At 68.3% G+C, this 13038-nt stretch carries 12 protein-coding genes; 2 read left to right on the forward strand and 10 right to left on the reverse strand.

The window, feature by feature from the left end; translation table 11 throughout:
- Positions 1-7: 7 nt before the first annotated feature.
- The 6 genes from IQ458_RS01150 to tviB form a co-directional block, all read right to left on the reverse strand.
- Positions 8-1315 (reverse strand): porin family protein, encoded by a 1308-nt coding sequence (locus IQ458_RS01150; RefSeq protein ID WP_192197596.1) that lies wholly within the window; start codon positions 1313-1315, stop codon positions 8-10.
- 18 nt (positions 1316-1333) lie between these two features.
- Positions 1334-2098, reverse strand: a complete 765-nt coding sequence (locus tag IQ458_RS01155; protein ID WP_141453386.1) for a P-loop NTPase family protein — start codon at positions 2096-2098, stop codon at positions 1334-1336.
- A 10-nt stretch (positions 2099-2108) separates the two neighbouring features.
- Positions 2109-3704, reverse strand: a complete 1596-nt coding sequence (locus IQ458_RS01160) for an XrtA system polysaccharide chain length determinant (RefSeq protein ID WP_183642521.1) — start codon at positions 3702-3704, stop codon at positions 2109-2111.
- A complete protein-coding gene (locus tag IQ458_RS01165; RefSeq protein WP_141453383.1) occupies positions 3704-4327 on the reverse strand; it encodes an XrtA/PEP-CTERM system exopolysaccharide export protein in 624 nt (207 codons plus the stop codon). The genes IQ458_RS01160 and IQ458_RS01165 overlap by 1 nt, the downstream gene beginning before the upstream one ends.
- Positions 4328-4400: 73 nt before the next feature.
- On the reverse strand, positions 4401-5408 hold the full coding sequence (locus tag IQ458_RS01170; RefSeq protein ID WP_203321644.1) for an NAD-dependent epimerase: 1008 nt from the start codon (positions 5406-5408) through the stop codon (positions 4401-4403).
- 52 nt (positions 5409-5460) lie between these two features.
- On the reverse strand, positions 5461-6750 hold the full coding sequence (gene tviB / locus IQ458_RS01175) for a Vi polysaccharide biosynthesis UDP-N-acetylglucosamine C-6 dehydrogenase TviB (protein ID WP_305076301.1): 1290 nt from the start codon (positions 6748-6750) through the stop codon (positions 5461-5463).
- A gap of 202 nt (positions 6751-6952) precedes the next feature.
- Between tviB and galE the strand changes: the two genes are divergently transcribed.
- On the forward strand, positions 6953-7969 hold the full coding sequence (gene galE, locus IQ458_RS01180) for a UDP-glucose 4-epimerase GalE (protein ID WP_183642515.1): 1017 nt from the start codon (positions 6953-6955) through the stop codon (positions 7967-7969).
- 102 nt (positions 7970-8071) lie between these two features.
- Complete coding sequence (locus IQ458_RS01185) at positions 8072-9121, forward strand: diguanylate cyclase (protein ID WP_183642512.1); 1050 nt, start codon at positions 8072-8074, stop codon at positions 9119-9121.
- 3 nt (positions 9122-9124) lie between these two features.
- Here the strand turns inward: IQ458_RS01185 and IQ458_RS01190 are convergent, their stop codons facing one another.
- From IQ458_RS01190 to IQ458_RS01205, 4 genes are all read right to left on the reverse strand, one after another.
- Positions 9125-9976 carry an alpha/beta hydrolase family protein gene (locus IQ458_RS01190; RefSeq protein ID WP_203321645.1) on the reverse strand — a complete coding sequence of 284 codons (852 nt, stop codon included), beginning with the start codon at positions 9974-9976 and terminating at the stop codon, positions 9125-9127.
- The gene (gene thiD, locus IQ458_RS01195) at positions 9973-10785 is read right to left on the reverse strand and encodes a bifunctional hydroxymethylpyrimidine kinase/phosphomethylpyrimidine kinase (protein WP_203321646.1); all 813 of its coding nucleotides are present in this window, start codon (positions 10783-10785) and stop codon (positions 9973-9975) included. Before thiD ends, IQ458_RS01190 begins: the two co-directional genes overlap by 4 nt.
- Before the next feature lie 41 nt (positions 10786-10826).
- The gene (locus IQ458_RS01200) at positions 10827-11504 is read right to left on the reverse strand and encodes a YoaK family protein (protein ID WP_203321647.1); all 678 of its coding nucleotides are present in this window, start codon (positions 11502-11504) and stop codon (positions 10827-10829) included.
- 118 nt (positions 11505-11622) lie between these two features.
- Positions 11623-13023 (reverse strand): PhoH family protein, encoded by a 1401-nt coding sequence (locus IQ458_RS01205; protein WP_183642502.1) that lies wholly within the window; start codon positions 13021-13023, stop codon positions 11623-11625.
- Positions 13024-13038 lie beyond the last annotated feature (15 nt).

The raw sequence follows: 13038 nt of genomic DNA on the forward strand, positions 1-13038 counted from the left end.
GGCGGCCTCAGCGGTTGGTGTAGGACACGCTCAGATAGACGATGTTCTGCGAGACGTCCTGGCCCAGATCGGTGCTTTCGCGCTTGTAGCGCTCCCACAGCAGGCCCAGGCTCCAGTGCCGCGACCATTCGTAGCGCAGGGTCGCGCCCAGGCGGGTGGTCTTGTCCTCGCGATTGAGCACGGTGTATTCGAGCTTCTCGTGGGTCGCGTAGGTGCCCAGGGTCAACGACTGCCGCACCAGCCAGTGCAGGTCGAAGCGCGCGCCGCGGTTCTTCTGGTCGAACTCGTCCGAATCCACGTAGTTGCGCTTCTGCACGTAGGGCGAAATCGAGAAGTTGGTGCGGGTGCTGGTGAACTGGTAGCCCAGGTCCAGGCTGCGCACCTCGTAAGGCGACGCGTTGACGATGGCGTCGCCGGTCAGCACGTGTTCGGGCACGGTGGCCGGTGCGTCGGTATCGATGCCGCGCAGTGCGTCCGTGGCGGTATCCGAGAACTGGCTGGCGATGGCGGCGGTGAACTGGCTGCGCGAGGTCGGGTTCCACTCGGCGTCCAGTCGGATCAACGGATCCGAACGGCTTTCGCCCTGGCGGTAGTCGATGCGCGAATAGCCCAGGTCGGCGCCCAGCTCGAAATGCGCGAGCGTGCGCGAGTAGCGGGCGAACAGGTCGTAGCGGTTGTAGTCACGGGCGACGACATCATTGTCGAAATCCACCCGCTGTGCCTGGAAGTTCGCCGACATCCGGCTGGTCGCCGAGAATTCCTTGATCGCGCGCAACGCGGCGGCGACGCGCTGCGAGTTGAATTCGTCGGTGATCTCGGCATCGCTGTTGACGTAGCGCAGCTCGGCCTGGCCGCGCAGCGCGGAACTCCAGTTGAACAGCAGGGTCGGGCCGAGCGAGAACACGTTGACCTGCTGGCGGTTGCCGGGTGCATCCGGCGCCAGCGCATTGACCGGCTGCACCGACAGGTTGTCCTCGACGGTGAAGAACAGGCGCTCGGGAATGGCGATCCAGTTCATCCGTCCGCTGAGGGTGCCGTCGACGGTGTCGTCGAACACGTCGTCCTCGTAGTCCCGGTATTCCACCCGTCCACCCAGGCTCAGCTGCAGCGCCGACAGGTTCTCGGTGACGGTGAATCCCAGGCCCGCGCGCAGGTAGCGCTGCTGGATCGGATCGAAGGGCGCGAGGGTGACGTTGTCGTTGTCCTCCACGCCCAGGTCGACGGTGTAGTCGACCCGGGCGGCCCAGGCGTCGGCCGGGATCCCGGCGAGCGTGGCGGCGGTGATGACCGAGGCTCCCACATACTTCATCGGCATGCGCCTGCTCCTTGCGTATCAGGGAATCTGGTTGAAGACCACGCCGGCGACCTTCTCGTGCGGGAAGCTGGCGACGGCCTTCTCGATGTTTTCCGGGGTCGCCTTGCCGTAGCCGGCCACCAGCACGACCAGATCCGCCAGTTCGGACAGGATGCGCGCGTCCGGCGAACCCAGCACCGAGGGGCTGTCGAGGATCAGGTAGCGATCGGGATAACGGCTGCGCAGCGAATCGACCATCGCCCGCATCTTGAACGAGCTGTAGGCCTCGCCGCTGGTCTCGCGCTGCGGACCGCTGGGAATAAGGCGCAGCCGCGGCACGCCGGTGCGGTAGATGATCCGCGCCAGGTCGCCCTCGCTGTCCTCCAGGTAGTCCATCAACCCCCCGTGGCCGGCGTCGATGCGCAACGCGGTGTGCTGGGTGGGATGCAGTGCGTCGCAATCCACCAGCAGCGCCGACTTGCTGTCGTCGAAGGCGAACGCGGCCGCCAGGTTGCGGGCGACGAAACTGCCGCCGCAGCCGTGGGTGACCGGCGCGACCAGGGTGACGAAATTGCGCTCGCCGCCCAGCGCCAGCAGGCGCGTGCGCAGCTCGCGGAAGGCGTCGGCCTGTTCGCGTACCGAATCGTTGCGGTGGATGACCCGGCGCTCCTCGAGCTCGCGCGGCGTCAGCGCCTTGGGTTCATCCATGAGGGCCAGGGAGCGGGCGGTGTCGGCGCGGTTGGGCACGCCTTGCGAACGTTCGTTGTCCGGGGTCACGAGCGGTTCCAGAGTGGCTTGTTGCATGGCATCGTCCTCAGGCTGCGGCCATCTGCTTCAGCCCGAAGGCCAAGGCATAGGCGAGGACGACGACGACGAGCATGCCGATGCTCAGCGCGTTGCGCTTGAGCTGCAGGCGGCGATCGTGCGGCGAGGCGTAGGCCGGCACCGAGGTCAGCAGCACCAGGCCGGTGGCCTTCTGCAGCTGGCGGGCCGAGCGGATGCGCGGGTCGAAGCGGGCGCGCAAGAACAGCAGGCCGATCGGCAGCGCGACCGCCACCAACAGGCCGGCGATGGCGAAGTGCAGGAAGCGCAGGCCGGTCGGGCGCAGCGGCATCGTCGCCGGATCCTGCACGCGCAGGGTCAGGCCGCGCTTCTCGCGATCCAGCTCCATCGACACGCGGGCGTTCTCGCGCCGGCGCAGCAGATCCTGGTAGATGTCGCGGTTGACTTCGTAGTCGCGGGTCAGTTCGGCCAGCGCGCTTTCCGACTCGGCGATGCGGCGGCTGCGGTTGAGCTCATCGTTGAGCATCGACTCGGCGATCGACATCCGCGACTGGGTCGCGGCGACTTCGCGCCGGGTCTGCGCCTGCTGGCTGCGCAGTTCCTGGTACAGCGGGTTCATCTGGGTGTCGTCGAACGGGCTGTTGCCCTGCGGCGCCTGCGCGCGGCGCTGCTGTTCGTTGGTCATGGCCTGCTGCAGGTCCGCCATCTGGTGGCGGATGCGGACCACGTCCGGGTGCTGTTCGGTGTAGTTGAGCAGCAGCCGATCCAGCTGGCCCTGCAGTTCCAGCAGCTGCGCGCGGTACAGGCTTTCGCGGGTGGCCACCGCGGTCACCGCCGATTCGCCCGACAGCTGGGAGGCGATCGCGCCTTCGCGCGAACGCTGTTCCAGCAGCGACATCCGGGTCTGTTCCACCTGGGTGCGCAGGGCGCTGATGCGGGTGTTGGCGTCGGTGGCGCTGCCGGGCTGGGCGTCGGCGTTGGCCGAACGGTAGTCGCGCAGCTTGTTCTCCGCTTCCATCAGCTTGGCGTGGTAGTCGGTGACCTGGCTGTCGATGAACTCGTAGGCCTCGCGGCTCTCGCGTTCCTTGGCGGCCAGGCTTTCCTGGATGAACAGCGCGCCCAGCCGCTCGGTGACGTCGTAGGTGCGCTTGGCGTCGGTGTCGCGGTACGCGATCTGGACCAGGTTCGGGCGCGGGCTGGTGATCGCGATGCGGCCCTTGAGCTGTTCCAGCAACCGATCCTGTTCCACCGGGGAAGGCTTGCTTTCCAGCCAGCCGCCGGCCTTCATCGCTTCTTCCAGCACCTTGCGGCTGTAGATGACCTGGCGGGCGATGCCGGCACGGTCCACCACCTGGGTGGCCACCGCGCGGCCTTCCAGCAGCGGCTGGATGATGTCGCTTTCCTGGGCCAGGATGGTGGTGGCGGCGGTGTAGTTCTTGGGCAGCACCAGCAGCCCCACGACCAGCGTCAGCAGCGCGATCGCGGCGAAGATCGCGGCCATCGCCAGGCGGTTGCGCTTGGCTTCCTCCAGCAGGATCGGCACCAGTTCGTTCGGGGTCAGCGTGGTCGCGGCGGCCTGCGGCGCGGTGATCGCGCGGCGGGCGACGGGAAGGGGATTGTTGCTCATCAGAACGTCCGCTCGGGCACGGTGATCACGTCGCCGGGGGAGACCGGGTAGTTGGTGCTCAGGTCACCCCGGTTGAGGATGCGGTCCAGCCGCACGGCGTAGGTGCGGGTTTCCTCCGCGCTCTTGCGATGCAGGTCGGACCGATCCGGCGCGGCGAACTCGGTGATGCCGCCGGCGGCCAGCACGGCGTCGAGCACGGTCATGCCGGGACGGTAGGGCAGCGACACCGGCTGGCGCACGGCACCGGTCACGCGCACGCGCGACAGGTACTCATGGCTGCGCAGGTCGGTGAGGATCACCGCCACCTGCGGATCGCGCACGAACGCGGCCAGTTTGTCCTGGATGTCCTTGGCGACTTCCTGCGGGGTGCGGCCACCGGCGGAGACATCGCCCACCAGCGGCACGGAGATCATGCCGTCCGGGCGGACCGGCACGGTGATGCCGAGTTCCGGATTGCGCCACACCGAGACCTGGACGATGTCGTCCACGCCGATGTGGTAGGCGTCGGTGGCCATCGTGGTGGTGGCGACCGGCGGCGGCGCGTCGCTGCCCGAGGTGGTGGCGCACGCGGCGAGCAGTAGCGAAAGACCTGCGGCGGCAAGGCCGGCAAGGGCGCGTCTCATCGGAAGTTTCCCCTGTGGTGTGGATTACCCGGGAAAACGCGGCGGACGGCCGAAACCGGCCAAGCGGAAGGGGTCAGACCCGGTAGAAATCCCGGTACCAGTCGACGAAACGGCGCACGCCGGTCTCGATCGGCGTGGACGGCGCGTAGCCGGTGTCCCGGCTCAGCGCGGCGACGTCGGCATAGGTGTCCGGCACGTCGCCCGGCTGCAGCGGCAGCAGGTTGCGCTCGGCCTTGCGGCCCAGGCAATCCTCCAGCACCTCGATGTAGCGCAGCAGTTCCACCGGCTGGTGGTTGCCGATGTTGTACACGCGGTACGGCGCGCTGGAGGTGGCCGGGCTGGGCGCCAGCGGGTCATAGTCCGGGTCCGGCCCGGGCACCCGGTCCAGGGTGCGGATCACGCCCTCGACGATGTCGTCGATGTAGGTGAAGTCGCGGGTGTGGCGGCCGTGGTTGAACACGTCGATCGGTTCACCGGCGAGGATCCTGCGGGTGAACAGGAACAGCGCCATGTCCGGCCGGCCCCACGGACCGTAGACGGTGAAGAAGCGCAGGCCGGTGGTGGGCAGGTCGAACAGGTGGCTGTAGGTGTGCGCCATCAGTTCATTGGCCTTCTTGCTGGCCGCGTACAGGCTGACCGGATGGTCGACGCTGTCCTCGACCGCGAACGGCAGCTTGCGGTTGGCGCCGTAGACCGAACTGGAGGACGCGTACACCAGGTGCTCGACCCGGCGATGGCGGCAGGCTTCCAGGATATTGGTGAAGCCGACGATGTTGCTGTCGATATACGCCTGAGGGTTCTCCAGCGAATAGCGCACGCCGGCCTGCGCGGCCAGGTTGACCACCCGCTGCGGGCGGAACCCGTCGAAGGCCTGCTCCAGCGCGGTGCGATCCTCCAGCGCGGCGTTCACGAACCGGAAGCCCGGCCGCGGCAGCAGGCGGTCCAGACGGGCCTGCTTCAGCCGCGGGTCGTAATACGGGTTGAGGTTGTCATAGCCGAGCACCTCGTCGCCGCGCGCCAGCAGGCGCTCGCTCAGGTGATAGCCGATGAAGCCGGCGGCGCCGGTGACCAGTACGCGCATGAAAGCCCTTGGACGGTTCGGATGGGGAGTCCGACGGTAGGCGGAGCCGTGTCTAGAGGCTGTCGTCGACCGCCGCGCGCGGCAGGGCGCGCTTGACGTCGAATAATACCGCGCCGGGCTTGCCGAAGCCGCGGATGCCGTCCACGCCCAGGGCAATGAACTCGCGGTGCGAGACCGCCAGGATCACCGCGTCGTACGCACCCGGCTGGGGTTCGGCAACCAGTTCCAGCCCGTATTCCTCGCGCGCCTCGGTCGCGCTCACCCACGGGTCATGGATGTGCACGTTGGCGTTGTAGCTGCGCAGTTCGGCGACGATGTCCACCACCCGGGTATTGCGCAGGTCGGGGCAGTTTTCCTTGAACGCCAGGCCCAGGATCAGCACGTTGGAGCGGGTGGTCTGCAGGCCGCGCTGGCCCATCAGCTTGGCCACGCGCTGGGCCACGTGCCCGCCCATGCCATCGTTGATCCGGCGGCCGGCCAGGATCACGTCCGGGTGGTAGCCGATCTGCTGGGCCTTGTGGGTCAGGTAATAGGGATCCACGCCGATGCAGTGGCCGCCGACCAGGCCGGGGCGGAACGGCAGGAAGTTCCACTTGGTGCCGGCGGCTTCCAGCACCTCGTGGGTGTCGATGCCCAGGCGATGGAAGATCAGCGCCAGTTCGTTGATCAGGGCGATGTTGACGTCGCGCTGGGTGTTCTCGATGACCTTGGCCGCCTCGGCCACGCGGATGCTGGAGGCCTTGTGGGTGCCGGCGGTGACGATCGCGCCGTACAGCGCATCGACGAAATCGGCCACCTCCGGGGTGGAACCTGAGGTCACCTTGGTGATGGTTTCCAGGCGGTGCTGCTTGTCGCCGGGATTGATCCGCTCGGGGCTGTAGCCGGCGTAGAAGTCGTCGTTGAACACCAGTCCGGACTCGCGCGCGATGATCGGCACGCAGACTTCCTCGGTCGCGCCGGGGTAGACGGTGGACTCGTAGATGGCCACGCCGCCGGGACCGATCGCGCGGCCGACGGTGCGGCTGGCCGATTCCAGCGGGCGCAGGTCCGGGCGCTTGTACTCGTCGATGGGGGTGGGCACGGTCACGATGAACACATTGCAGCCCTTGAGCGCTTCCGGATCATCGCTGAAATCCAGCAGGCTGGCGGCCTTGAGCTCGGCCTCGGAGACTTCCAGGGTGTGGTCGTGGTGGCGGCGCAGTTCCTGCACGCGCTTGCCGTTGATGTCGAACCCCAGCGTGGGGAAGCGGCGCCCGAAGGCCGTGGCGAGCGGGAGGCCGACGTAGCCAAGGCCGATCACGGCGATCTTGACCTGGTCGAGCGCGGGCAGTGAGGCATTCATCAAACGTCGTTCCCCTGTGGTGGACATGCGACCGCTGAAGTCTAGCGGGTGTGTACGCCGGGAAACGCGCAAACCATCGCGGAGAGGACACGCCGGGGCCCGGACGCGGGGTTGGCCTGTCCGGCGCGGTCCTCGCGTATCACGGGAATGGAGCACGGCCCATCCCGGGCCGGGCCATGGGACGAATCGACGGGACCGGGGAATGCGTATCCTGCTCTGTGGCGGTGCCGGCTACATCGGTGCGCACACCTATGTGGAACTGGCCGCGCGCGGTCACCACGTGCACATCGCCGACAACTTCTCAAACAGCTCACCGCGGGTGCTGGGCCGGCTGGAAAGGATCACCGGCCAGGTGCCGGTCTGCCATACCCTCGATCTGCGCGACCGGGCCGCCATCCACGCGCTGTTCGACGCGCACGCCTACGACGCCGTGGTCCATTTCGCCGCGCTGAAATCGGTCGGCGAATCCTGCCAGCGCCCCCTGGACTACTTCGAGAACAACATCGGCGGCACCATCCACCTGCTGCAGGCCATGCGCGCGTCCGGCGTGCGCCGCCTGGTGTTCAGCTCCTCGGCCACGGTCTACGGCGATCCGGAACAGGTCCCCATCCATGAAGAGGCGCCCCTGCGGGTCACCAATCCCTACGGCCGCACCAAGCTGGTGATGGAAGAGCTGATCGGCGATCTGTGCCGCGCGGATCCGGATTTCCATGTCGTCAACCTGCGCTACTTCAACCCGGTGGGCGCGCACGTATCCGGATTGATCGGAGAGGATCCCGCCGGCATCCCCAACAACCTGATGCCCTATATCTGCCAGGTGGCGGTGGGCCGGCGCGAACGCCTGCACATCTTCGGCGGGGATTACCCCACCCGCGACGGCACCGGCGTGCGCGACTACATCCACGTGACCGATCTGGCGCGCGCCCACGCCGACGCGCTGGCCGCGCCCGCGCATGCGGGCGGCAACCTGACCGTCAACCTGGGAACCGGGCAGGGTGTCAGCGTGCTGGAACTGGTTCGGGCCTTCGCACGGGCCTCGGGGCGGGAAATCCCTTACGAGATCGTTGGCCGCCGCACCGGCGATGTGGCCGAAGTCTACGCGGATCCATCGCGCGCGCAGGCGATGCTGGGCTGGCGCGCGGGCCTGGATGTCGACGCCATGTGCGAAGACGCCTGGCGCTGGCAGTCGATGAATCCGCGCGGATACGAGGCGGCCTGACCCGACCTACGCGGGCGCACGGCGCCGGCGCATGCCTTCGCCGCTGGACGCTGCCGGCCCGTTCGCGGAGAATCCGCCGGACGGAGCCACCGACCGCTTGTCTTGCCACTGGAACGCGCGAACCGCATCGACGAGCAGACCCGCAGCCGCTTCGGCTTCCGTACTTATCGGATGCGGGTGCTGGGACTGGGGCTGGGCACCCTTTGCGTCGGCGCGGTCCTGCACGAGCACGGCGACGGTCCCGGCCTTTGGCTGCTGCTGCTGTTCAATGGCCTGGTCTGGCCGCACCTGGCCTATTGGCGCGTCCGCCGCAGCGCTGACCCGATCAACGACGAATACCGCAACCTGACCTTCGACGCCGCGATGGGCGGCTTCTGGGTCGCCGCGATGCGCTTCGATGCGCTGCCCAGCGCGCTGCTGGCGGTGATGCTCACGATGGACAAGGTCATCATCGGCGGTCCGCGCTTCGGCGCCCGCACGCTCGGGGCGATGGTGCTGACCTGCCTGGCGGCGAGCGCGGCCTGGGGATTCGCCTTCGAACCGCGGACCAGCTATCCAGTGGTGCTGGCCTGCCTGCCGTTCCTGGCGATCTATCCGATGGCGATCGGCTTCGCCACCCATGCCATCTCGCGCAAGGCGCAGCAGCACAAGGATCTGCTGGAGAAGATGGCGCGCTTCGACGCCGCCACCGGCCTGATGAACCGGCAGCAGTGGCTGTACGCGGTGTCGGTGGAACTCAACCGCTACCAGCGCGCGCGCCGGCCGGCGGTGCTGGTGCTGATCGACATCGACCATTTCAAGCAGATCAACGATACCCGCGGGCACACCATCGGCGATGGCGTGGTGGAGGAATTCGCGCGCCTGATGAAGGCCTGCCTGCGCGATGCCGACACCGGCGGACGCTACGGCGGCGATGAATTCGGCATCGTCATGCCGGAGACCCAGTGGGAGGACGCGATCGTCGCGGCCGAACGCCTGCGCCGGCAGGTGGCGGCCTACGCGTTCACCCGTGACGGCCTGCGCTGCACGGTCAGCATCGGCCTGGCGGAGATCAGTCCGTCGATGGCTACAGTGAGCGACTGGATCGACGCCGCCGATCGCGGCCTCTACCAGGCCAAGCGCAAGGGCCGCGACTGCATCGTGGTCGGCTGAGCCTCAGTCCGCGTCGTCCGTTCCGCACAGCGCGGCGGCGACGGCGTCGGGTTGTTTCATCCAGGCGAAATGGTCGGCGCGGGTGCCCAGCGCGCGGGCGTCCAGCCGCAACACGTGCTTGCGTGCGCGCGGGAATTTCGCCAGCAGCCCGGCCAGCGAAGCAGGCGGCGCCAGCCAATCGCGATTGAACAGCACGCCGCGGATCGCCGGCGCCGCGCCGGCCATGGCCGCGTCCAGATCCGCATCCAGCCCTACGGCGGCATAGTGGCCGCTCAGGCCCACCGTGGCCCAGTCGCCGATCAGGCCGCGCGCCTCCTCGCCGCCGAAGCCCAACTGCCGGCCGGGAAAGGTGCCGCGTCGACGCGCCAGCCAGATCGCGAACTGGTAGAACCAGGGGAGCAGCCAGCCACGCGGCGGGGCGAAGGTTTTCCAGTACGGGGTGCCGCTGGCGACCAGCCACAGCCGCTCGAACGCCTGCGGATGCAGCCCCAGGTAGCAGGCGGCCAGTTGCCCGCCCAGGCTGTGCCCGCCGATGAAGCTGGGGGTGCCGGCGGCCTGCGCACGCACCCGCGCGTGACTGGCCGGCAGGTCCTCGGTGAGCAGTTCGCGGTAGCCCCAGTCGTGCCGGCGATCCGGGCGCAGGTTGCTGCCGCCGTTGCCGCGCCATTCGTGCAGATACACCGCGACGCCGCGCGCGGCCAGCGCTTCGGCGAAGGGCAGGTAGTGGCGGGCGGCGACGCCGAGCGCCGGCAACCAGAGCAGGTGCGCGCGTGGTTGTTCCGGCACGCGCGCGGCCAGTGTCCAGGCATGGCCATCGGCGCTGGCCGCCGGCAGTTCGCGGGCGTCGGTGTTCATCGGCAAGGCGAGGCTCCGAAATGATCCAGGACGACGACCGCGCTGCGGCCGGGGCGATAGCCCTGCTTCAGTGCGGCATGCACGTAATCGGAGGCGGCGAAGCAGGCGTCGGCCAGCGCCATGCCGCGGCACAGGTTGGCGGCGATCGCCGAGGCCAGGGTGCAGCCGGTGCCGTGCGCTTCCAGCGCCAGGCGCGGATGGGAAATGCCGCGCACGCCGGAGGCGTCGGCGAACAGATCGGTGACGTCGTCCGCGTCCGGCAGGTGTCCGCCTTTCAGGAACACCGCCTTCGCGCCCAGCTCGCGCAGGGCGAGCGCGGCGGCATGCATGTCGTCCAGGCTGGTGATCCCGCGGCCACCGAGCAGCAGCTCGGCTTCCGGCAGGTTCGGCGTGACCACGCTGGCCAGCGGCAGCAGGTGTCCGCGCAATGCCTGCAGGGCGCTGTCCTCCAGCAGCTTGGCGCCGCTGGTGGCGACCATCACCGGATCCACCACCACGTGCGCCGGCGCGCGCGCGCGCAGTACCCCGGCGACGGTTTCGATCACCTCGGCGGTGGCGAGCATGCCCAGCTTGGCCACGCGCACGTCGAAATCGTCGAAGCTGGCGTCCAGCTGCGCGCGCAGGAAATCCATCGGCGGCACGTTCACTGCGGTCACGCCGCGGGTGTGCTGGGCGGTCAATGCGGCGATGGCCGACAGGCCATGCACGCCATGCGCGGCGAAGGTCTTGAGATCGGCCTGGATGCCGGCGCCGCCACCGGAGTCGGAACCGGCGATGGTGAGGGCGGAAACCACGGATGGATGCGTCATGGCCGACATTGTGCCATCCGTCCGCGCCGCGGCGGCCGACGCTAGCCGCGCGCGGACCGGTGCACGCGCCAGTGCCGGTAGATCACGTAGCCCAGTCCGGTCATGCCGGTCAGCAGGGCCGGCGCGAACAACGCTTCATAGCTCCAGCGCCGGAACAGCCAGGCGCCGATCACGCCGCCGGCCAGGAAACCGCTGATGATCAGGCCGCTCAGGGTGAGCCGGCGCATCGGCAGCGGACGTCCGCGGATCAGGTGGCCCAGGCCGATGCCCAGGTCGGTGAACATGCCGCTGAGATGGGTGGTGCGCACCAGCGCGCCGCTGTAGGTGGTGACCATCGCGTTCTGCAGGCCGCACGCGGTGGCCGCCAGCAGCCCGCCCCAGATCTGTTCCCGCTGGAACAGCGGCACCGACGCCGCCAGCAGCAGCGCTTCCACCGTCAGCACCACGCCGTAGCGGCGCCCGAGCTGCAGGGTCTGGTCCTGGATGATCAGCCCGCTCAGGGTCGCGCCGAGGCAGAAGGCGATCAGCACGCCCCACAGGTGCGCGATGGAACGGCCGTCGCCGGCCGCCAGCGCCGCGCCGAGCAGGCTGGTGGTGCCGGTGAGATGGCTGATCGCCTGGTGCTCGAAGCCCAGGAAGCCGATGACATTGACCATGCCGGCCACGCAAGCCAGCGCAATCGCGCCGATCCAGACCCAGCGCGGAAGTTGCATGCCCATGTGCAGGATGGATTCGCCGAACCAGCGGACGAGTCTATGCGATCAGCCCCGTATCCGCCTTGCCGCGGATGCGCGGTGGCGATGCCGGCGCGAACCGGCATCGCCACCGGCGTGCGCCTTACAGCACTTCCGAAGCGTAGTCCGCCAGCCGCGAACGCTCGCCGCGGCGCAGGGTGATGTGCGCGCTGTGCGCCCAGCCCTTGAACCGATCCACCGCGTAGGTGAGGCCGGAAGTGGTTTCGGTCAGGTAGGGCGTGTCGATCTGCTCGACGTTGCCCAGGCAGACGATCTTGGTGCCCGGACCGGCGCGGGTGATCAGCGTCTTCATCTGCTTGGGCGTCAGGTTCTGGGCTTCGTCCAGGATCAGGTAGCGGCTCAGGAAGGTGCGGCCGCGCATGAAGTTCATCGAGCGGATCTTGATCCGGCTGGCGAGCAGGTCGTTGGTTGCCGCGCGGCCCCAGGCGCCGCCTTCCTGGTTATGGGTCAGCACTTCCAGGTTGTCGGTCAGCGCGCCCATCCACGGCGTCATCTTTTCCTCCTCGGTGCCGGGCAGGAAACCGATGTCCTCGCCGACGCTGACGGTGGCGCGGGTCATGATGATCTCGCGGTAGCGCTGCTGGTCCATCGTCTGGGCCAGGCCGGCGGCCAGCGCCAGCAGGGTCTTGCCGGTGCCGGCGGTGCCGAGCAGGGTGACGAAATCGATCTCCGGATCCATCAGCGCGTTGAGCGCGAAGTTCTGCTCGCGGTTGCGCGCGGTGATGCCCCACACCGCATGCTGGCCGTGGCGGAAATCATCGACGATGGTGAGCGTGGCCTTGCGATCCGCGCCGACCTTGACCACCCGCAGCTCGACTTCGTCGTCGCCGGGCAGGTACAGGTACTGGTTCGGATGCCAATCCTCGTCGTCGGCCAGGGTGATCTCGTAACTGGTGCGGCCCTTGTCGCTCCAACTGCGCAGATCGGCGTTGTGCTTGTGCCAGAAATCCTCGCCCAACTCGGTGGCGCCGGTGTACAGCAGGCTGAAATCGTCGAGCGCGCGATCGTTCTCGTAGTCCTCGGCGGCCAGTCCGCTGATCGAGGCCTTGATGCGCAGGTTGATGTCCTTGGACACCAGGATGACCGGGACTTCCGGATGCTCCTCGCGCAGTTCCAGCACCGCCGCCAGGATCTTGTTGTCCGGCGCGACAGTGCCGAAGGTGCGGCCGGGATCCACCGGCTTGACCTGGAAATACAGCTTGCCGATCTGTCCACGCGCCTTCAGTTGCAGGCCCTGCGGATGGGTCAGGGTGATGCCGGCCTGGATGTGGTCGGCGCCGGCGCCCACGATCAGTTCGTTGAGGAAACGGCTGACCTGGCGGGCGTTGCGGCTGACTTCGGAGGTGCCCTTCTTGGCGTTGTCCAGTTCCTCGATCACCTGCATCGGCAGGAACACGTCGTGTTCTTCGAACTTGAACAGCGCCGTGGGGTCGTGCATCAGCACGTTGGTGTCCAGCACATAGATGCGCTTGCTTCGGGTCATTCAGGCAGCCTCATG

The organism is Pseudoxanthomonas beigongshangi (genome assembly GCF_016820515.1).
Classification (GTDB): Bacteria; Pseudomonadota; Gammaproteobacteria; order Xanthomonadales; family Xanthomonadaceae; genus Pseudoxanthomonas_A; species Pseudoxanthomonas_A beigongshangi.

Excerpts from the sequence above, each read along its gene's own strand:
- IQ458_RS01150 (WP_192197596.1), bottom strand. The coding sequence starts at position 1,315 with ATGCCGATGAAGTATGTGGGAGCCTCGGTCATCACCGCCGCCACGCTC.
- IQ458_RS01155 (WP_141453386.1), bottom strand. The coding sequence starts at position 2,098 with ATGCAACAAGCCACTCTGGAACCGCTCGTGACCCCGGACAACGAACGT.
- tviB (WP_305076301.1), bottom strand. The coding sequence starts at position 6,750 with ATGAATGCCTCACTGCCCGCGCTCGACCAGGTCAAGATCGCCGTGATC.
- IQ458_RS01165 (WP_141453383.1), bottom strand. The coding sequence starts at position 4,327 with ATGAGACGCGCCCTTGCCGGCCTTGCCGCCGCAGGTCTTTCGCTACTG.
- IQ458_RS01190 (WP_203321645.1), bottom strand. The coding sequence starts at position 9,976 with ATGAACACCGACGCCCGCGAACTGCCGGCGGCCAGCGCCGATGGCCAT.
- IQ458_RS01200 (WP_203321647.1), bottom strand. The coding sequence starts at position 11,504 with ATGGGCATGCAACTTCCGCGCTGGGTCTGGATCGGCGCGATTGCGCTG.
- thiD (WP_203321646.1), bottom strand. The coding sequence starts at position 10,785 with ATGACGCATCCATCCGTGGTTTCCGCCCTCACCATCGCCGGTTCCGAC.
- galE (WP_183642515.1), top strand. The coding sequence starts at position 6,953 with ATGCGTATCCTGCTCTGTGGCGGTGCCGGCTACATCGGTGCGCACACC.
- IQ458_RS01205 (WP_183642502.1), bottom strand. The coding sequence starts at position 13,023 with ATGACCCGAAGCAAGCGCATCTATGTGCTGGACACCAACGTGCTGATG.
- IQ458_RS01170 (WP_203321644.1), bottom strand. The coding sequence starts at position 5,408 with ATGCGCGTACTGGTCACCGGCGCCGCCGGCTTCATCGGCTATCACCTG.
- IQ458_RS01160 (WP_183642521.1), bottom strand. The coding sequence starts at position 3,704 with ATGAGCAACAATCCCCTTCCCGTCGCCCGCCGCGCGATCACCGCGCCG.